Consider the following 18964-nt stretch of genomic DNA (forward strand, 5'->3'; position numbering starts at 1 on the left):
GGCATTCTAGGGAGCGGTTTTGCTGCACTGCGCCAAGGTTTACCCTGACCGCCTGCGTAGTGGTTTTCGAGAATCCTGAAGGCTAGTCCAGGGAGCTTGTGTACTCAGCGCCGCAGACCTTGCAGATTGCGGTTTCGGGACGATCGTCGCTCGCTTCGCGGAAGTGCAGCGGGCTCTTGATGCCGTTGAAAACCCAGCAACGCGGGCAGTGCTCGTGGCCTGCGACCGGAAGGTACGCACGGGCCCGTTGCTCGGCACGTTCGCGCGTGACAGGGACACCCTGGCGCACGGTGCGGGCCACCTCTTCGGCCGCCATGGTGCCGGCACGACCGCTGGCCCGGTCATTCAGGCCGTAGACCACGCGGGCGAATTCGAGCGGCGCCTGCCGCAGAAGGGAAGCGAGCCGAAGTTCTTCGGTCGCCGGATAAGGCGGCGTCGAGGCCATGGATTCGCTGGGCTTCCGAGTTGTCACGAGAGACACCCAAGTTAACACAATCACAACGGCATTCGCCACTGAACGAACGGGTTAACTCCCTTGTGCGGTGGACGATCAGATGATCCGCCCAAGAAAAAAGCCACTTGTTCAAGTGGCTTTGATTCATTCAACACCGGGAAATTTGGTAGGCCCAGACGAATTCGAATCGCCGACCTCTTCCATGTCAAGGAAGCGCTCTAACCAGCTGAGCTATGGGCCTGATGTGTGAAGCCATCGACTATAACATGCTTTTTTGGCGCCGGCCTCGACCTCGCCGCAATCATCAACGCATCAACGGCGGCGCGCATGGCGCACGCCGTCGACCATGCCGACGACGGCCAGCACCTGCATCAGTCGTGCTGCATCGGGAATCTCGACCGTGAACGTCATCCACGCGGTGCCCTTGATCGATTGGGTCTGCACGCCGATCACGTTCATCTTCTCGCGTGCAAAGACTTCCGAGATGTCACGCAGCAGGCCCTGGCGGTCCGACGCCTCCACGGCCACATCGACAGCGTAGACGGCGCCCTCTTCGCCCTTCTTCGCGCCCCACTCCACCTCGATCACGCGCTCGGGATTGTTCGTGCTCATCGTGCGGAAGTTGCTGCAATCCGAACGATGGATACTGACACCATGACCGCGCGTGACAAATCCGCTGATGGCATCCGGTGGCGCCGGCCGGCAGCATTTGGCAAGCTGCGTCATGAGCGACGACACGCCGACCACCAGCACGCCGCCCTGCACAGCCTTTTCGGTGGCGCGCGACTTGCGAATGTGCACGCCGTCGTCGGGGCTCGGCGGCGGCTCGGGCGGGCGCAGCAGCGTCTCGATGGTGCGCAGCGAAAACTCGTCCTTGCCGACGACCTCGAACAGGTCGTCCGCAGACTTGAAGCCAAGCCGGGAAGCCAGGTCTTCCAGCTTGAGCGCGGTCTTTCCCTCGCGCTGCAACAGTTTCTCGACGGCCTCCCGTCCCCTTGCCACGGTCTCGTGCGTGATTTGCGCATTGAACCAAGCGCGCACCTTGGCGCGTGCCCGATGGCTGGCCAGGTAGCCGAGGTCGGCATTGAGCCAGTCGCGCGAAGGCCCGCCCTCCTTGGCCGCGATGATCTCGACGGTCTGGCCGTTCTGCAGCGGCGTGTTGAGCGGCACCATCGCGCCGTCGATGCGCGCGCCGCGACAGCGATGGCCGAGACTGGTGTGCACCGTGTAGGCGAAGTCGACTGCCGTCGCGCCTTGCGGCAATTCGACGATGGCTGCGTCGGGCGTCAGGACGTAGATGCGATCGTCAAACAGGCCCTGGCCGTGCTGGCCGCCAGACAGGTCGCGCTCCCATGCCAGCAATTGGCGCAGTACCGCGATCTTCGCGTCGTATTCGCCACCGGCCCACACCCCGACATAGCCTTTGGGGCCGGCCTCCTTGTAGGCCCAATGCGCAGCGACGCCATGCTCGGCATGGTCGTGCATTTCCTCCGTGCGGATCTGGATCTCGATGGGCTTGCCGGCAACACCGCCCACCACCTCGCGCACCACCGTGTGCAGCGACTGGTAGCCGTTGGGCTTGGGCCGTGCGATGTAGTCGTCGAACTCGGCGTCGATCGGCTGGAAATGCGAATGCACCCAGGCCAGCGCAGCGTAGCAATCCTTCACGTCTTTTACCACCACGCGCAGCGCGAGGATGTCGAACACCTGCGCAAAGTCGAGCGACTTGCCGCGCATCTTCTTGACGATGCTGTAGATGTTCTTCGGTCGTCCGTGAACCGCGGCCTGCACACCCTGGCCCTTCAAGTCGCGCTCCAGGCGGGTGCGCAGATGTTCGACGTAGCCTTCGCGCTCGATCCGTTTTTCGTCGAGCAGGCGCGCGATGAGCTTGTAGGTTTCGGGTTCGAGAAAGCGGAAGGACAGGTCCTCGATTTCCCACTTGACCTGCCAGATGCCGAGCCGGTTGGCCAACGGCGCGAACACCTGCAGCGACTCGCGCGCCACGCTCTCGGGCACAGGCCGCTTGCTGGCCGCCGCATAGCGCAGCGTCTGCAGCCGCGAGGCGAGCCGCAGCATCACCACGCGCAGGTCGCGCGAGAACGCCAGCAGCATCTTGCGCACGTTCTCGGTCTGGTTGGTGCCGCCGTCGGCATGCGCGCCGACCGCGGCCGAGCGGGTCTGCTTCTGGACATGGACCAGTTTGGTCGTCTCGACCGCCAGCGCCGCGAAGTTGTCGCCGAACACCTTGGCGATCACTTCGAGCGGACGGTTCAGGTGCTGGCACGAATAAACCAGGTAGCTGGCGGCCCGCATCGCTTCCGACCCACCCATCGCGGCGACGATGGCAGCGACAGCGTCTGCGTGGGCCAGCGTGTTCTCGCCGGTGTCGAGCGTCTCGTCCGCGATCAACGGCTCGGCAAACGCGCGGGCACGGGCCAGCATATTGGCTTGCACGGGCGTCTTGTCGGCCGTGGCGGCCGACAGTGGGTAGTCGACCATCGACTCCGATGGCTTTCCGGCCGCAGGACTGGTGAGTTCTCGCTTCACGGCGAAAGAAGGAACGAATTGATCGCGTCGTGCTGATCCGGTGCCACAAGCGTAGGCGCGTGCCCGACGCCCTCGAACTCGACGAGCTTCGCGCGGGGGCCGCGCTGCGTCATGGCTTGCGCCGTCGCGGAACTTAGCAAGTCGGACACCGCGCCGCGCAGAAGCATGGTCTGCGCGGTGATGCCGTCATAGAGCGACCACATGACAGCTTCGGACTGCGCAATGCCCTCCGGCGTCAGCGCGCGCAATGGCGTGCCGACGGCCGGGTCGTAGTGCAGCAGGAAAGCATGGTCGTCGACGCCGGCTTCGGGCGCGACCTTGGCACGCCCGTCGGCGCTGCGCTGCGAGGCAGGGACCACCATGTGGCGTGACAGTTCCATCCATTGCGTCGGCGTATGCGGGCCGAAGGTGGTCGAGATCGCCCACATCGCGGCCGCGGCGTCGGCCACCGAGGCAAATCGCCCGCTCTGCCCCACGTAGGCGCTGATGCGCTTGATTGCATCGGGGTTGATGACCGGGCCGACGTCGTTCAACACCAGGCGACGGATCGGCGCCGGCAACGGCAGTTCGCGATTGCCCGCAAGCACCATGCCGATCAGCCCTCCCATGCTGGTGCCGACATAGTCGAAGGTGGCGATGGATTGTTCGCGCTGCAACTGCGCAAGCAGCGTGAGCATGTCGGCGGCGTACAGCGGAAGCTGGTATTCATTGGGGTCGCGCAGCCAGTCGCTCGCGCCGCGCCCCACCACGTCGGGGCAGACCACGCGCACATTGCCGCCGGCACGCATCAGCAACGCCTTCACGAGTTCATCGAAATCGCGGCCCTGACGCGTGAGGCCGTGCACGCACATCACCAGGTGCGAACTTGCGGGATTTCCCCATTGCCACCAGGCCATGCGGTGGCCGCCTGCGGCGTCGTTACAGGGGGTGAAATGGAGGGTGGGTTCGGTCATGAAAGAAGGCCTTGCGGCCGCTGATAATTCTTCTCGTTGCATCCTAATTCATCCGGAGATTTGATCATCATGCTCAAAGGCAAGACCGCCCTCGTGACGGGGTCCACCAGTGGTATCGGACTGGGTATCGCGAAAGCTCTCGCGCAGCAAGGCGCGAACATCGTGCTCAACGGATTCGGCGATGCCGAGGGGCCGAAGGCGCAAGTCGAGGCGCTGGGCGTCCAAGCCGAATATCACGGCGCCGACATGAGCAAGCCAGACCAGATCGAGGACTTGATGAAGTTCGCCGCGTCCAGGTTCGGCCGCGTCGACATCCTGGTCAACAATGCGGGCATTCAGTACGTCGCCAACGTCGAGGACTTTCCAGCCGAGCGGTGGGACGCAATCATCGCCATCAACCTGACCAGCGCCTTCCATACCACGCGCCTTGCCATTCCGGCCATGCGTCAGGCCAACTGGGGGCGCATCGTCAACATCGCATCCGCCCACGGGCTCGTGGCTTCGGCACAGAAGTCGGCTTACGTGGCTTCCAAGCACGGCGTCGTAGGCTTTACCAAGTCGGTAGCGCTGGAAACCGCAAGGACGGGCGTGACGTGCAACGCAATCTGCCCGGGCTGGGTGCTGACGCCGCTGGTCCAGAAGCAGATCGACGACCGCGCGGCGCGCGAAGGCATTCCAGTGAGCCAGGCTCAAAACGAACTTCTGGGCGAGAAGCAGCCTTCGCTGCAGTTCACGACGGTCGATCAACTTGGCGGCCTGGCCGTGTTCCTGTGCTCGCCGGCGGCCGAGCAGGTGCGCGGCGTGGCATGGCAGATGGACGGCGGCTGGACAGCGCAATAAGCTCGCGATCCGGCGCCGGCTATTTCAGTTGCACGGATCCGGACACGTTGACCACGACGTTGGTCTTGCCCGCCTCGATCGGCACAGCGGCGTCAGACGCCAGGGACTTGGCCTGCGCCGCCATCATGCGCGGACGGACCGGCTCGTCGCTGTTCGCGTTGACGGACACCTCGCGCAGCGTGTAGCCGGCAAAGCCGAAACCCTTCGCGAGTTCATCCGCCTTTTGCTTGAACGCGTTGATGGCGAGGGTCTGGGCTTCGACTTCGACCTTGGCGCGCTGTTCGCGGCTGAGGGCAAAACCGACATTGCCGACCGTCAGCGTCGTGATGCGGCCTGCCACTTGCGCGATGCGGGGCAAGTCGCGTCCTTCGAGCACCAGTTCGGCGTAGCCTGCCCAACCACTGATCTTGCCGTCGCGCGTGTAGCGAGGGGCAAGGTTGAAGTTGCCGGTGCGGACATCGAGTTGCCCGGATTGCGTGCTCTTGCGAGCCTCGGCCAGCGCGGCGTCAAGCGCGGTCTTGAGCTGGCTCTGGATCGCGGCTGGATCGGGTCCGTCGCGCGTGGTGGACAGCGTCATGCTCAGCAGGTCTTGCTGCGCCACGACGGTGCCGCTGGCGGACAACTGCAAGACGTTCTGGGGCGGAGGAGTCTGGGCAGAGGCAGCGTTGGCAACTGCCAACAAGGCACTTGCCGCTGTCCATCGAATGACATTCAAATCGGGACTTTCGAGTGGAAGGCGCCGGCTGGGCGCCCGATTTCAGGGGCGCTGGTCCCGCGCGGTCCCCGCCGACAAACGCGCCGGTTGGGCGTCGGCGATCGGCATCGCCATCGGTGCAGACGCGGGAACGATGCGCTCAGGGGGTTGCGATTCGGCCGAACGTAGTGTATTGGACGTGGACGATTCGGCCCACTGGCGCCGCAACTGCTCCCGCAGTTCAAGTCGCTCGGCGGCCGTGAGATGCCGCCCCGCCATTGCGTCCTCACGCTGGACCTGGGCGATCCGTGCCGCACGGTGCGCGTCGACCGCATTCCGCAACTCACTCCGGCGAAAACCACCGCCGACGTCGATTTCCTGCGCCGCCTGCACGGAAGCAGACGAAGCGGCGAACATCAAAAACAAAGTGCAGAGGGCGGGTCGCATGGGCAGCCAGAAGTCGTATCAGAAGCACTCTGCCACCGTCAGCCACACGGTTGGCAGCGGTAAAGCGTGCGTCCGCAAGTTTTGTAACTTATTGTCAGGCAAATGCTAAAACTACCTCAATGGGGCGGCAACGCATACAGAATCAGCGCTGTTACAAATTCACCGTTGTTGAAATGACTCAAGTTCCTGCCCGCACCGACAAGATCGTCATCGTCGACGACGACGCCCGCATCCGTGACCTGCTGCGCCGCTATCTGACGCAAGAAGGTTTCGAGGTGATCGTCGCGGAGGATGGCAAGGCGCTGAATCGCATCCTGCTGCGCGACACGGTGGACCTGATCGTGCTCGATCTGATGATGCCCGGCGAAGACGGCCTCTCGGTGTGCCGCCGCCTGCGCGCCGCCAACGACCGCACGCCGATCATCATGCTGACCGCCAAGGGCGAGGACGTGGACCGGATCGTCGGTTTGGAGGTTGGCGCCGACGATTACCTCGGCAAGCCGTTCAACCCGCGCGAGCTGCTGGCGCGCGTGCATGCGGTGCTGCGGCGCCGCCCGCCGCTGGAAGCCCCGGGCGCACCGTCCACCGACAACGAGACCGTGAATTTTGGCCCCTTCAGCTTCGATCTGGGATCGCGCACGCTGCGCAAGGACGGCGAGGAACTCTCGCTGACCACCGGCGAATTCGCCATGCTCAAGGCACTGGTGCGCCATCCGCGCCAGCCGCTGTCGCGCGAAAAGCTGGCGCAGTTGGCGCGCGGCCGCGAATTCGAGCCCTTTGACCGAAGCCTCGACGTGCAGATCTCGCGCTTGCGCAAGCTGGTCGAGTCTGACGCCGCGGCGCCGCGATATATCCAGACGGTCTGGGGCGTCGGCTACGTATTCGTGCCGGACGGCACGACCTGAACAGCGTGCCCCTCCCCAACGGACCCCGGACAACACAACGCTCCCCGCTGGCCGAAGACAGCTCGCAGTTGACGCTGCCGAGCCCGCTCGAAGGCGGCGGGCAGGCATCGCGCGGCGCCCGGCTGAAAGTTGGCTTCAGCCTGTTCTGGCGCACCTTCTTCCTTTTGGCTCTCTTGCTGGTGGGTAGCACGGTGGCGTGGTTGCAGACTTTCCGGCAACTGGAGTACGAGCCGCGCGCGATCCAGACGGCGCACCAGATCGCCTCGCTGGTCAACCTGACGCGGGCGGCGCTGGTGTATTCGGACGCGATCACGCGCGTTTCGCTGATCAAGACCCTGGCCGACCAGGAAGGCGTGCGCATCCTGCCGCGCGAGCCGATCGACCGCTTCGAGCCCTACACCAGCGGCACGCTGGACGAGCGCGTGACCGAGGAACTGATCGACCGGCTGGGCGAGGGCACGGTCGTCGCGAGCCAGGTCAACAACCAGTCGGGCCTGTGGATCGGCTTCACGATCGAGACCGACAACTACTGGCTGCTGCTCGATCCGACGCGCTTCAGCCGGGTCGGCGGGCGAACCTGGCTGGTGTGGCTGATCACGGCGATGGCGCTGTCGCTGGCCGGCGCGGCACTGATCACGCGATTCATCAACCGGCCGTTGAGCCAGTTGTCGCGGGCGGCGCGCGAGGTGCGGGACGGGGAGTACGAGGCGCACCGGCTCGACGAGCGGGCCCGGACGAACGAAATCCGCGCAGTCAACATCGGCTTCAACCGCATGGCCGACCAGCTGGCCAAGATCGAGCAGGACCGAGCGGTGATGCTCGCCGGCATTTCGCATGACCTGCGCACGCCGCTGGCTCGGCTGCGGCTGGAAACCGAGATGAGCGTGGAAGATGAAGACGCGCGGGCCCACATGGCGGCCGATATCTCGCAGCTCGACTCGATCATCGACAAATTCCTGGACTACGCGCGGCCGGACCACGTGGACTTCAAGCCGGTGCTGCTACGCGACGTGATAGACGCCTGCACCTACGCCGTGCAGGATCATGAAGACGTGAAGATCAAGGTGGACGTGGCGCCCGAGCTCGCGGTGATGGCGGACGAAGTGGAGCTGACGCGGGTGATTTCGAACCTGGTGGAGAACGCACGGCGCTACGGCAAGTCGCCGGCCACTGGCGTGGCGGACATCAATATCCAGGCGCAGGCGCACAACGACGCGGTACTGATCAAGGTGCGCGACCATGGTGCGGGTGTGGCGCCTGCCCTGCTGTCGCAGTTGACCAAGCCGTTTTTCCGCGGAGATGCGGCGCGGACCTCGGCTGCAGGCGCGGGACTCGGCCTTTCGATCGTGGCCAAGAACATTGACCGGATGGGCGGCACCTTCGCGCTCACCAGCACGCCGGGGCGCGGGTTGGCGGCGCACATCCGGATGCCGCGCGCGGCTGCCGGGGTCAAGCCACCGGTGCCGAAGCCGGTCGTTTGAATCAGCGGTGCAGCAGCACCGTCGCGCGCGCTTCCATTGCGCGGCCCTCGCCGACCGGGCCGAGCTTCTCGGCGGTCTTGGCCTTCACGTTGACCTGGCCCGGCTCGATGGCCAGGGCTTCCGCGATGCGCGTGCACATCGCGGCGATGTGCGGTGCCAGCTTCGGCGCCTGCGCGATGACGGTGCTGTCGACGTTGCCGATCTGCCAGCCTTCAGCACGCACACGGCGTGCAGCCTCGGCCAGCAGGACGATGGAATCGGCGCCGCGGAATTGCGCATCGGTGTCGGGGAAGTGGCGACCGATGTCGCCCAACGCTGCCGCGCCGAGCAAGGCGTCGGTGATGGCGTGCAGCAGCACGTCGGCATCGGAATGGCCGAGCAGGCCGGTGTTGTGCGGGATCTCGACGCCGCCGAGGATCAGCTTGCGGCCGGCGACGAGTTGGTGGACGTCCCAGCCCTCGCCGATTCGGAATGGAAAGCCAGTGGTCATGGCGAGGTGCGGCCTTTCAGGATGGCTTCTGCCAGAGCGAAGTCTTCCGGGTAGGTGAGTTTGAAATTCTGGGCGCTGGCCGGCACGAGCCTGGGCGCGAGGCCCATGGCCTCGATGGCGCCGGCTTCGTCCGTCACGGTGTCTCCGGCGCGCTCCAGGGCCTCCACGAGCATGCCGATGCGGAACATCTGGGGCGTCTGGGCCAGCCATTTGTCGGTGCGGTCGAGCGTGGCGCCGACGCGCCCGTCGGGCGTCGCGGCCTTGAGCGTGTCGGCGAGCCGATGGGCCAGCAGGCCGCCCACCGCATCGCCTGCGCAAGCCGCGATCAGGGCCTCGACCTGCGCCGGGGTGACCAGGCATCGCGCCGCATCGTGGACGAGCACCCAATCCTGCTCGCCTGCGCCTTCGGCCAGCAGTGCGTGCAGGCCCGCGAGCACGGTCGCGGCGCGCGTCGCGCCGCCGCAGTGCAACAGGCGTTCGCCAGCGCGCGGGAAGTCCGGCAAGGCGGCATGCACCGCTTCGTCGCCCGGGGAAACCACCAGGGCCAAGCCGGCCAACCGATCTGCCAATGCGCGAAAAACGGCGACCGTGTGCGCAACCATCGGTACGCCGGCCACCGGCCGGTACTGCTTGGGCCCCTCGCCGCCCGCGCGGCTGCCCGTGCCCGCACAGGGAATGACGACGAACAGGCGCTCAGGGGATTGGGACATGGGGCACGGCAGCGAAAGGGCCGCCATTCTAGAATTCGCCCCGCACACCCCTCGCCCGTCGGCGCGGGGTGTTCTGCATTGTCTGCACCAAGCCATGGATCTCCCCTCTCTCGTCCCCGGCAAGCGCTTCACGCTGCCGCGGCCGCCCTCTTCCGCCGATGCGCTGCTGATTGCACGCCTGGCCGAGCGCGAGAAATCGGCCGGCCGCGCCGTTGCCGTGTTCACGGCCGACGCCAACGATGCACAGCGGCTGATCGATGAACTCGCCTTCTTCGCCCCCGGCCTGCGCTGCGCGCTGTTCCCCGATTGGGAAACACTGCCCTACGACAGCTTCTCGCCGCACCAGGACCTGATCAGCGAACGGCTGGCCACGCTCTGGCGCATCAGCCAGCGCGAGGCCGACCTGGTGCTGGTGCCCGCGACCACCGCGCTGTATCGCCTGGCGCCGCCGGCCTTCCTGGCCGGCTACACCTTCCACTTCAAGACCAAGCAGAAGCTGCAGGAGGCCAAGCTCAAGGCGCAGCTCACGCTGGCCGGCTACAGCCACGTGACGCAGGTCGTGAGCCCGGGCGAATACGCGGTGCGCGGCGGGCTGATCGACCTGTTCCCCATGGGCTCGACCCAGCCGTTCCGCGTCGACCTGTTCGACGACGAGATCGACTCCATCCGCACCTTCGACCCCGACACGCAACGCAGCCTCTACCCCGTGCCCGAGGTGCGCCTGCTGCCCGGCCGCGAATTCCCGATGGACGACGACGCGCGCGCGCGCTTCCGCAGCCGCTGGCGCGAACTGCTTGAAGGCGACCCGACCAAGAGCCGCATCTACAAGGACATGGGCAACGGCGTTGCCACGGCCGGCATCGAGTACTACCTGCCGCTGTTCTTCGAAGAGACGGCGACGGTGTTCGACTACCTCGGCGCCGAAGCGACCGTGGTGCTGCACGGCGACCTGGAGCCGGCGTTCCAGCATTTCTGGCAGGACACGCGCGAGCGCTTCCGGTTGGTGCGGAACGATCCCGAGCGGCCCGCGCTGCCGCCGGAAGCGCTGTTCCTGAATGCCGAGCAGTTCTACGCGCGCGCCAAGCCGCATGCGCAACTGGCCTTGCGCAGCAGCGACGCGGAGGCTGCCCCCTTCGCCGAATTCGAGGTGCTGCCGCCGCTCTCTGTGGTGCGTGGCGCCGAAGAGCCGCTGCAACGGCTGCAAACGCATCTGCGCAACACGCAGCAGCGCGTGCTGGTGCTGGCCGAGAGCGCCGGCCGGCGCGAAAGCCTGCTCGACTTCCTGCGTGCCAGCGGCGTCAACCCGCCGGCCTTCGACACGCTGGCGGAGTTCCAGGCCGACACCGACGAACGCATCGGCATCGCGACCGCGGCATTGGCCTCCGGCTTCGCCTGGCTCGAAGCCGGCATCGACCTCGTCACCGAAACCGAACTGTTCGCCACCGCGCCCACCACGCGCCGCCGCAACAAGAAGCAGGAACAGGTCAGCGACGTCGAGGCGCTGATCAAGGACCTCAGCGAGCTCAACATCGGCGACCCGGTCGTGCATTCGGCGCACGGCATCGGGCGCTACCGCGGCCTGGTCAACATGGATCTGGGCCAGGGCAGGAACGCCGACGGCTCGCCGGTGCTGCAGGAAATGCTGCACCTCGAATACGCCGACAAGGCCACGCTCTACGTGCCCGTGTCGCAACTGCACCTGGTGAGCCGCTACACCGGCGTGAGCGCGGACGAAGCCCCGCTGCACAAGCTCGGATCGGGCCAATGGGAAAAGGCCAAGCGCAAGGCGGCCGAGCAGGTGCGCGACTCGGCGGCCGAGCTGCTCAACATCTACGCTCGCCGCGCAGCCCGCCAGGGACACGCTTTCCGCTATTCGCCGGGCGACTACGAGACCTTCGCCAACGACTTCGGCTTTGAGGAAACAGCCGACCAGAAGGCCGCCATCCACGCCGTGATCCAGGACATGATCTCGCCGCAGCCGATGGACCGGCTGGTCTGCGGCGACGTCGGCTTCGGCAAGACCGAGGTGGCGTTGCGCGCCGCTTTCGTCGCTGTGACGGGCGGCAAGCAGGTGGCTTTCCTGGCACCGACCACCCTGCTGGCCGAGCAGCACTATCAGACGCTGATCGACCGCTTCGCCAAGTGGCCGGTGAAGATCGCCGAGATGAGCCGGTTCCGCTCGGCCAAGGAGATCACCGCCGCAGCCAAGGGGCTGGGCGATGGCACGGTCGACATCGTCGTCGGCACGCACAAGCTGCTGTCGCAGAGCGTCCAGTTCAAGAACCTCGGGCTGCTGATCATCGACGAGGAACACCGCTTCGGCGTGCGCCACAAGGAGGCGATGAAGGCCATGCGCGCCGAGGTCGACGTGCTCACGCTCACCGCCACGCCGATCCCACGCACGCTGGGCATGGCGCTGGAGGGCCTGCGCGACCTGAGCGTGATCGCGACCGCGCCGCAGCGCCGGCTGGCCATCAAGACCTTCGTGCGCACCGAGGGCAACGGCGTGATCCGCGAGGCGGTGCTGCGCGAGCTGAAGCGCGGCGGACAGGTGTACTTCCTGCACAACGAGGTCGAGACCATCGAGAACCGCCGCCAGAAGCTGGAAGAAATCCTGCCCGAGGCGCGCATTGCGGTAGCCCACGGACAGATGCCCGAACGCGACCTGGAGCGCGTGATGCGCGACTTCGTGGCGCAGCGCTTCAACATCCTGCTGTGCTCGACCATCATCGAGACCGGCATCGACGTGCCCAGCGCCAACACCATCGTGATGAGCCGCGCCGACAAGTTCGGCCTGGCGCAGTTGCACCAGCTGCGCGGCCGCGTGGGCCGCAGCCACCACCAGGCCTATGCCTACCTCATGGTGCCCGACGTCGATGGCCTCACCAAGCAGGCCGCGCAGCGCCTCGAAGCCATCCAGCAGATGGAGGAACTGGGCTCCGGCTTCTACCTCGCGATGCACGACCTGGAGATCCGCGGCGCCGGCGAGGTGCTGGGCGACAACCAGAGCGGCAACATGATGGAGATCGGCTTCCAGCTCTACAACGAGATGCTCAGCGAAGCCGTGCGCTCGCTGAAGGCCGGCCAGGAGCCCGACCTGCTCGCGCCGCTGAGCGTGACGACGGAGATCAACCTGCACGCCCCTGCCCTGCTGCCCGACGACTACTGCGGCGACGTGCACCTGCGCCTGTCGTTCTACAAGAAGCTGGCCACGGCGAAGACCTCCGACCAGATCGACGTGCTGCTCGAGGAAATCGTCGACCGCTTCGGCAAGCTGCCGCCGCAGGCGCAGACGCTGATCGACGTGCACCGCCTGCGCGTGCTGGCCCGGCCCTACGGCGTGGTGAAGGTCGATGCGGCGCCGGGCGTCATCCACATCACCTTCAAGAAGGATCCGCCGGTGGAGTCGCTGGCGATCATCCAGCTGATCCAGAAGAACAAGCACATCAAGCTGGCCGGCAACGAGAAGCTGCGCATCGAGCGCGAGCTGAAGGAGCCGAAGGACCGCGCGCAGATGGTGCGGGATATCCTGCGCAGCCTCGGACAACCCAAGAAAGCAGAAAGCGCGATCGCATGAGTTCCCCTGAATATTCCCCCGGCCTGGTCGTGCAGCGCGTGGCGCCTCCGTTGCAGTTGTCGGATTTCAAGCTCATCGCGTTCGACATGGACTCGACCTTGATCAACATCGAGTGCATCGACGAGATTGCCGACGCGGTCGGCAAGAAGGCCGAGGTCGCGGCGATCACCGAGGCCACGATGCGCGGCGAGATCAAGGACTTCAAGGAAAGCCTGCGCCGGCGCGTGGCGCTGCTCGAGGGCGTGCCGGCTTCGTCGCTGCAGCAGGTGTACGACGAGCGCCTGCGGCTCAACCCCGGCGCTGCCGAGTTGGTGGCGGCTTGCAAGGCTGCGGGTCTCAAGGTGTTGCTGGTGTCCGGCGGATTCACCTTCTTCGCCAATCGCGTGAAGGACCGCCTCGGCATCGACTTCGCGCGCTCCAACCTGCTCGACGAAGCCGGCGGCAAGCTCACCGGCCGGGTCGTCACGCAATCGTGGGGCGACATCTGCGACGGCGCCGAGAAGCGGCGCACGCTGCTCGAAGTGGCCTCGCTGCTGGGCATCTCGCCGGCCGAGACCATTGCCGTCGGCGACGGCGCCAACGATCTCCCGATGATGGGCGAAGCCGGCCTGTCGGTGGCCTATCACGCCAAGCCGAAGGTGCGTGAACAGGCCATGGTGGCCATCAACGAAGGCGGGCTCGACCGCCTGCTGGAAATTCTGAACTGACACGCACGACCTCGCGCTGGCCGGCGCGTGCATGGAGCGTGCTGGAGCGTGCATGGAGCGTTGCAGGACGCTATTCGGTTTCCTCCCCTGCCGGCTTCGCCTTGCGATGGCCGTGCTTCGCCAGTATCTCGACGTAGAACTGCGGGCCAGCCTCTTTCGCAACGCCATCGATCAGGTCAATGATTTCGGCGAGATGGACCACGGCGGCGGTGTCTTGCGTCGTGCCGAACTTGCAGTCGAAGTCCCAGAAGTCGACGCCGGCCGGCAGTTCGCGGCGGCGCTCGCGCTTGAGGTATTTGCGGATCTCGTGCTTGACCGCGTCGAGGACGCGGTCGGGGTGCTTGCCTTCGGGGCGAAGCTGAAAGGTTTTTCTCATGATCGATCGTACCTCGCTGTGTACAGTCGACCGTTCAACGGAAGGCAGGTGAAGACATGGCGCGCGCAAACGACTGGGCAGGCAAGGTGATGGCGCTGATCAACGGCGGCAATACGGCGGCCGCGATAGCGCAGATCAAGGTGGCGCCGACGGTGAAGGACCTGAAGGCGCTGCAGACCATCATGACGCTGTCGCGGATGACGGGCAAGTACCGCAACTTGGACGCCGCGATCACCGACAACCTGGCGCTGCTGTCGGCGCCGCGGCTGCACCGCTCGCCCTGAGGCTCAGAGCGCCTTGCCGAGGCGCGCGATGCCTTCCTCGATCTTCTCGACATTGGCCGTGGCAAAGCTCAGGCGCAAGGTCGACACGTCGGGATTCGCTGCGAAGAACGGCGCACCGGGCACGAAGGCCACGAGTTTCTCGATGGCCTTCTTCGCGAACACGTTGGCATCGGCCAGCTTGCCGTTGGCGCCGGTGAGGCGCGCCCAGAAGAACAGCCCGCCGCCGGGCTGCTCGAACGCGATCGCGTCGCCGAGTTCCCTCTTGAGCGCCGCCCCCATCGCGGCGGCGCGCTCGCCATAGACTTTGCGCACATTGGCCAGCGTGCCGGGCATGCGGCCGCTCTTCAGGTACTGCGCGGCGGTGGCCTGCGCGAACGTGCTGGTGTGCGCATCGCTGAACTGCTTGCACATCGTGGCCTTGGCCAGCAGTGCGGCCGGCGCGATCATCCAGCCGATGCGAAGGCCGGGGCTCAGCACCTTGCTGAGCGAGCCGCAGTGCGCGACAAGTTCGCGGCTGCCCGGGACGTCCTTCGTCAGCGCCATGATCGACGGCGGCGGCGCCTCGCCGAAGTAGAGGTCGCCGTAGGGGTCGTCCTCGACCACCAGCGTCTGGTACTTCACGGCAAGCTCCAGCACCTTCTTGCGCCGCTCCAGGTTCAGCATCGCGCCGCTCGGGTTGCCGAAGGTCGGGATCAGGTAGACGAACTTCGGCTTGTGCTCGGCGATGAGTTTTTCGAGTTCGTCGGTCTTCACGCCGTTGGCGTCGATCGGCGCGCTGACGAGTTCCGCGCCGTACAGCCGGAAACACTGGATCGTGGCCAGGAAGGTCGGCCCTTCGACGATGACCTTGTCGCCGGGCGAGATCATGGTCTTGCCGAGCAGGTCGAGCGCCTGCTGGCTGCCGGTGGTGACGATCAGCCCGCTCGGATCGACGTCGACGCCCTTGGTCTTCATGAAGCTGCTCAGTTGCGAGCGCAGCGGATCGTAGCCCTCGGTCGCGCCGTACTGCAGCGCCCCGCCCGGCTCCTCGGCCAAGGCCTTGGCGCTCGCTTCCTTCAGGCCCTCGACGTCGAACATCGCGCTGTCCGGAAAGCCGCCGGCAAAGCTGATGATGCCGGGCGTGCCGAGCAGCTTGAAGAGTTCGCGGATGGCGGAGGTTTCGACGTTGTCGAGGCGGGTGGCGAATTGCATGGGGAAGATCTCGGAGGACTCGCGTTCGGGGCTGACATTGTGGCGAATATCGGCCGCAGTGAATATCGCCTTAGGGCAATATTTTGACAGCATCGCCTTAAGGCGATATTCTGCGTTCACTACCTTGAGGCGATATTCATGAACATCCCTCTCCACTCGCCGGCCCAGTTGTCGACACACCTGAAATCGCTGCGCCAATCGCAGAAGCTGACGCAGGCGCAGGTGGGCGCGCGCATTGGCGTCCGGCAGACACGCATCGCCGACATCGAGAAGAACCCCGGGGCGGTCAGCGTCGCGCAACTGATGCAACTGCTTCATGCGCTCGATGCGCGGCTGCTGCTGGTCCCGCCCGGGGCCGCCACCGTCATGACCGCGGAAATGCCGCCGGCGGACTGGTAACCCGTGGCGCACCCTGAGCTCGACGTATGGATGAACGGCGAATATGTCGGCGCCTGGTACTGGACGCGCACCGGCGTGCCGGCGCTGCGCTATGACGACGCCTGGCTGCGCTCTCCGAACGTGCGCGCGCTATCCCTCTCGCTGCCGATACCCGCCGGCACCAAGGAACTGCGCGGCCCTGCCGTCGAGAGCTACTTCGACAACCTGCTGCCCGACAGCGACCGCATCCGGGAACGCCTGCGCCGGCGCTTCCGCGCTGCCAGCGTCGAGGCCGCCGACCTGCTGGCCGCGATCGGGCGCGATTGCGTGGGTGCCGTGCAGTTGCTGCCGGCAGGCCAGGCGCCCGAACCCTTCGACCGGATCGACAGCGAGCCGCTGACCGAGGCACAGGTGGCCCAGGCGCTGCGCAACGTCACGGCCGATCCGGTGCTGGGCCAGACGGCCGGCGATGAAGGCGACTTTCGCATCTCCATCGCCGGCGCGCAGGAGAAAACCGCCTTGCTGCGCATCGGCGACGGCTGGCATCGCCCGCATGGCGCCACACCCACCACGCACATCCTCAAGCTGCCGCTGGGCCTGGTGGGCAACATGCGCGCGAACATGAGCGACTCGGTCGAGAACGAATGGCTTTGCGCACGCGTCATGGCGGCGCTCGGCTTCGAAGTGGCCCGCACGGAGATGGGTCGTTTCGGCGATCAGAAGGCGCTGGTCGTGGAGCGCTTCGATCGGCGCTGGATGGACAACGGCCGCTGGATCGCCCGCCTGCCGCAGGAAGATTTCTGCCAGGCCACGGCCACACCCGCCCGGCTCAAGTACGAGAGCGACGGCGGCCCCGGCATGCAGGATTGCCTCTCGCTGCTCGCCGCCAGCGACGACGCGCGGGCGGACCGCCGGCGATTCGTGCTCACGCAATTGGCCTTCTGGCTGCTTGCCGCCACGGACGGCCATGCCAAGAACTTCTCCGTCTTCCTGAAACGCGGCGGGGGCTATGCCATGACGCCGCTGTACGACGTCCTCTCGGCATGGCCCATCATCGGCAAGGGAGCCAGCCAGGTGCCGTTCCAGAAAGCCAGGCTCGCCATGGCGCTGCGGTCGAAGAACGTGCACTACGCGCTGGCAGCGATACAGGCACGCCATTGGCAGGCGCTGGCCATGCAATCGGGCGTGGACGACGCGTTCGAGAAGATGCTGGGCCTGGTGCGCAACGCGCCCGAGGCCCTGCTGAAGGTCGAACGCGAGTTGCCCGCAACTTTCCCGGAGCGCGTCTGGCGCACCGTGCAGGCCGGCGTCCTCGCACAATGCCAACGCTTCGAATCCGGACTGCCGCGCTCACCACGATCCCCATGAAAAAAGACAACATCGCCCCCTTCTTCGCCGTCCTGCAGGCCGCCAACCCGACGCCGGAGACCGAACTCGAATACAGCACGCCCTTCGAGTTGCTGGCCGCCGTGCTGCTGTCCGCGCAGGCCACCGACGTGGGCGTGAACAAGGCCACGCGCAAGCTCTATCCGGTGGCCAACACGCCGCAGGCCATCCTCGACCTGGGCGTCGAAGGACTGGAGGGCTACATCAAGACCATCGGCCTCTACCGCAGCAAGGCGAAGCACCTGATCGAAGCCTGCCGCATGCTGGTCGAGCGGCACGGCGGCGAGGTGCCGCGCACGCGGGCCGAACTCGAGGCCTTGCCGGGTGTCGGCCGCAAGACCGCCAACGTGGTGCTGAACGTGGCATTCGGCGAGCCGACGATGGCGGTCGACACGCACATCTTCCGTGTGAGCAACCGCACCGGCCTTGCCCCAGGCAAGACGCCGCTCGAGGTGGAGTTGAAGCTCGAGAAGCGCGTACCGCCCGAATACCGGCTGCATGCACACCACTGGCTGATCCTGCACGGACGCTACGTCTGCATCGCGCGCAAGCCGCAGTGCTGGCAGTGCGCGGTGGCGGCGTATTGCGACTTCAAGCCCAAGACGCCGACGCCGGGAGCCGGTTGAGAGCCGGTTGCCTCGAAGCCCCGCGCGAAGGATTCGCGTGTACGCTTCGCGGAGGTACTTCAGGAGAATCCTGTGGCTTCCCTCCCGACGCATCGTGCATTCGCCGCCCTGGCAGCCGGCTTGCTCTGCGCCACGGCTGCCATGCCGGCCCGGGCACAGCGCCTGCCGCCGGATGTGCTGGCACTCTACGGTGGCATCTGGTCGGCCGATTGCGCCAATCCGGCCGCGCCACGGCTGCGGGTCGAAGCCGACGGACTACTGGTCGAACGCGACGGCCAGCGGCTCACCGGCAGCCGGCCGCAAGCCACGGCCAGCTACTTCGGCAATTCACCGCCGCGCAACTACGAAATCGCCTTGATGAGCGAGGTACGGGGCGGCTCCGAGCTGCTGTTCATCATCTACCACGACACACGCGGCCGCTTCATTGAAATCAACGCCGGCCCGAAGACAGCAGCCGCGCTCGGCCCGCGCTTGCAGGCACTGCACTATCGCGCATGCAACCCGGCTGCGGAACAAATGAAGGCTGCGACGCCACCCCCACCCGCCCCGCCCGCGGCGGCGGCAGGCGGCAGTGTCGACGTGGCCATTGCCTCGCCACGCTTCAGCGCCATCTGGCGCAGGGCGCTCGGCCCGGATGCCCGCGAACCCTGGCTCGCGCAGATGAACGGGCCGGCGCCGCCGCCGCGATGGGTCAATGTGGCGGGTTCGCGCTATGCGTTCAACGCCTTCTGCAAGGATCACGACTGCTTCGACAACAATGCCGTCCAGCTCTACGCGCCCGAGACTGGCGTGGTCTTCGCGCTGGTCCATCGCCTGAGCCGCGACACGCTGGTGGGCAATCCACCGCCAGTCGTCGCCACCGAGTTGCGGCGGCTGTGGAAAGCCCAGTGGCGACAGCAAAGTCGCTGAACAACGGTC

19 protein-coding genes and 1 tRNA gene are annotated in these 18964 nt (G+C 66.2%); 10 read left to right on the forward strand and 10 right to left on the reverse strand.

Annotation, left to right across the window (positions count from 1 at the left end; all coding sequences use genetic code 11):
- Positions 1 to 82: 82 nt before the first annotated feature.
- The 4 genes from WKW80_RS13065 to WKW80_RS13080 form a co-directional block, all read right to left on the reverse strand.
- Positions 83 to 445, reverse strand: a complete 363-nt coding sequence (locus WKW80_RS13065; protein WP_340363988.1) for a hypothetical protein — start codon at positions 443 to 445, stop codon at positions 83 to 85.
- 173 nt (positions 446 to 618) lie between these two features.
- Positions 619 to 695, reverse strand: a tRNA-Val gene (locus tag WKW80_RS13070).
- Between the two features lie 71 nt (positions 696 to 766).
- Positions 767 to 2953, reverse strand: coding sequence for a RelA/SpoT family protein (locus WKW80_RS13075; RefSeq protein WP_340363989.1), 2187 nt, complete (start codon positions 2951 to 2953; stop codon positions 767 to 769).
- A 44-nt stretch (positions 2954 to 2997) separates the two neighbouring features.
- A complete protein-coding gene (locus WKW80_RS13080) occupies positions 2998 to 3954 on the reverse strand; it encodes an alpha/beta fold hydrolase (RefSeq protein ID WP_340363990.1) in 957 nt (318 codons plus the stop codon).
- Positions 3955 to 4020: 66 nt separating this feature from the next.
- Between WKW80_RS13080 and WKW80_RS13085 the strand changes: the two genes are divergently transcribed.
- The gene (locus tag WKW80_RS13085; protein ID WP_340364170.1) at positions 4021 to 4794 is read left to right on the forward strand and encodes a 3-hydroxybutyrate dehydrogenase; all 774 of its coding nucleotides are present in this window, start codon (positions 4021 to 4023) and stop codon (positions 4792 to 4794) included.
- 19 nt (positions 4795 to 4813) lie between these two features.
- On the opposite strand, the gene WKW80_RS13090 is transcribed toward WKW80_RS13085, so the two are convergent.
- Together WKW80_RS13090 and WKW80_RS13095 are read right to left on the reverse strand one after the other, a co-directional pair.
- Complete coding sequence (locus WKW80_RS13090) at positions 4814 to 5509, reverse strand: SIMPL domain-containing protein (RefSeq protein WP_422822897.1); 696 nt, start codon at positions 5507 to 5509, stop codon at positions 4814 to 4816.
- 42 nt (positions 5510 to 5551) lie between these two features.
- Positions 5552 to 5935: a hypothetical protein gene (locus WKW80_RS13095; RefSeq protein WP_340363991.1), complete on the reverse strand. Its 384-nt coding sequence runs from the start codon at positions 5933 to 5935 to the stop codon at positions 5552 to 5554.
- A gap of 173 nt (positions 5936 to 6108) precedes the next feature.
- Between WKW80_RS13095 and ompR the strand changes: the two genes are divergently transcribed.
- Positions 6109 to 6840 carry an osmolarity response regulator transcription factor OmpR gene (ompR, locus tag WKW80_RS13100; RefSeq protein WP_213954263.1) on the forward strand — a complete coding sequence of 244 codons (732 nt, stop codon included), beginning with the start codon at positions 6109 to 6111 and terminating at the stop codon, positions 6838 to 6840.
- 74 nt (positions 6841 to 6914) lie between these two features.
- Positions 6915 to 8321: a sensor histidine kinase gene (locus WKW80_RS13105; protein ID WP_422822901.1), complete on the forward strand. Its 1407-nt coding sequence runs from the start codon at positions 6915 to 6917 to the stop codon at positions 8319 to 8321.
- 1 nt (position 8322) lies between these two features.
- Here the strand turns inward: WKW80_RS13105 and ispF are convergent, their stop codons facing one another.
- Positions 8323 to 8811 (reverse strand): 2-C-methyl-D-erythritol 2,4-cyclodiphosphate synthase, encoded by a 489-nt coding sequence (gene ispF / locus WKW80_RS13110; RefSeq protein ID WP_340363992.1) that lies wholly within the window; start codon positions 8809 to 8811, stop codon positions 8323 to 8325.
- A complete protein-coding gene (gene ispD, locus WKW80_RS13115) occupies positions 8808 to 9521 on the reverse strand; it encodes a 2-C-methyl-D-erythritol 4-phosphate cytidylyltransferase (RefSeq protein WP_340363993.1) in 714 nt (237 codons plus the stop codon). Before ispD ends, ispF begins: the two co-directional genes overlap by 4 nt.
- Before the next feature lie 94 nt (positions 9522 to 9615).
- Here ispD and mfd point away from each other — a divergent pair, with 94 nt between their 5' ends.
- Entirely contained in the window at positions 9616 to 13098 is a 3483-nt protein-coding gene (mfd, locus tag WKW80_RS13120; protein ID WP_340363994.1) for a transcription-repair coupling factor, read from the forward strand.
- Complete coding sequence (gene serB / locus WKW80_RS13125; protein ID WP_340363995.1) at positions 13095 to 13805, forward strand: phosphoserine phosphatase SerB; 711 nt, start codon at positions 13095 to 13097, stop codon at positions 13803 to 13805. Before mfd ends, serB begins: the two co-directional genes overlap by 4 nt.
- 70 nt (positions 13806 to 13875) lie before the next feature.
- Here the strand turns inward: serB and WKW80_RS13130 are convergent, their stop codons facing one another.
- The gene (locus tag WKW80_RS13130; RefSeq protein WP_340363996.1) at positions 13876 to 14181 is read right to left on the reverse strand and encodes a DUF6172 family protein; all 306 of its coding nucleotides are present in this window, start codon (positions 14179 to 14181) and stop codon (positions 13876 to 13878) included.
- 56 nt (positions 14182 to 14237) lie between these two features.
- Between WKW80_RS13130 and WKW80_RS13135 the strand changes: the two genes are divergently transcribed.
- Positions 14238 to 14465, forward strand: coding sequence for a hypothetical protein (locus WKW80_RS13135; RefSeq protein ID WP_340363997.1), 228 nt, complete (start codon positions 14238 to 14240; stop codon positions 14463 to 14465).
- Between the two features lie 3 nt (positions 14466 to 14468).
- On the opposite strand, the gene WKW80_RS13140 is transcribed toward WKW80_RS13135, so the two are convergent.
- Positions 14469 to 15656, reverse strand: a complete 1188-nt coding sequence (locus WKW80_RS13140; protein WP_340363998.1) for an aminotransferase-like domain-containing protein — start codon at positions 15654 to 15656, stop codon at positions 14469 to 14471.
- Positions 15657 to 15794: 138 nt separating this feature from the next.
- Between WKW80_RS13140 and WKW80_RS13145 the strand changes: the two genes are divergently transcribed.
- The 4 genes from WKW80_RS13145 to WKW80_RS13160 all read left to right on the forward strand — a co-directional run bounded on the left by WKW80_RS13145 (position 15795) and on the right by WKW80_RS13160 (position 18955).
- Positions 15795 to 16055 carry a helix-turn-helix domain-containing protein gene (locus WKW80_RS13145; protein ID WP_340363999.1) on the forward strand — a complete coding sequence of 87 codons (261 nt, stop codon included), beginning with the start codon at positions 15795 to 15797 and terminating at the stop codon, positions 16053 to 16055.
- 3 nt (positions 16056 to 16058) lie between these two features.
- Entirely contained in the window at positions 16059 to 17402 is a 1344-nt protein-coding gene (locus tag WKW80_RS13150) for a type II toxin-antitoxin system HipA family toxin (RefSeq protein WP_340364000.1), read from the forward strand.
- Positions 17399 to 18046 (forward strand): endonuclease III, encoded by a 648-nt coding sequence (nth, locus tag WKW80_RS13155; RefSeq protein WP_340364001.1) that lies wholly within the window; start codon positions 17399 to 17401, stop codon positions 18044 to 18046. The genes WKW80_RS13150 and nth overlap by 4 nt, the downstream gene beginning before the upstream one ends.
- A gap of 72 nt (positions 18047 to 18118) precedes the next feature.
- Positions 18119 to 18955, forward strand: coding sequence for an Ivy family c-type lysozyme inhibitor (locus WKW80_RS13160; protein ID WP_340364002.1), 837 nt, complete (start codon positions 18119 to 18121; stop codon positions 18953 to 18955).
- The last annotated feature ends 9 nt before the right edge of the window (positions 18956 to 18964 follow it).

Origin of the sequence: Variovorax humicola, from assembly GCF_037889915.1 — a bacterium.
Classification (GTDB): Bacteria; Pseudomonadota; Gammaproteobacteria; order Burkholderiales; family Burkholderiaceae_C; genus Variovorax; species Variovorax humicola.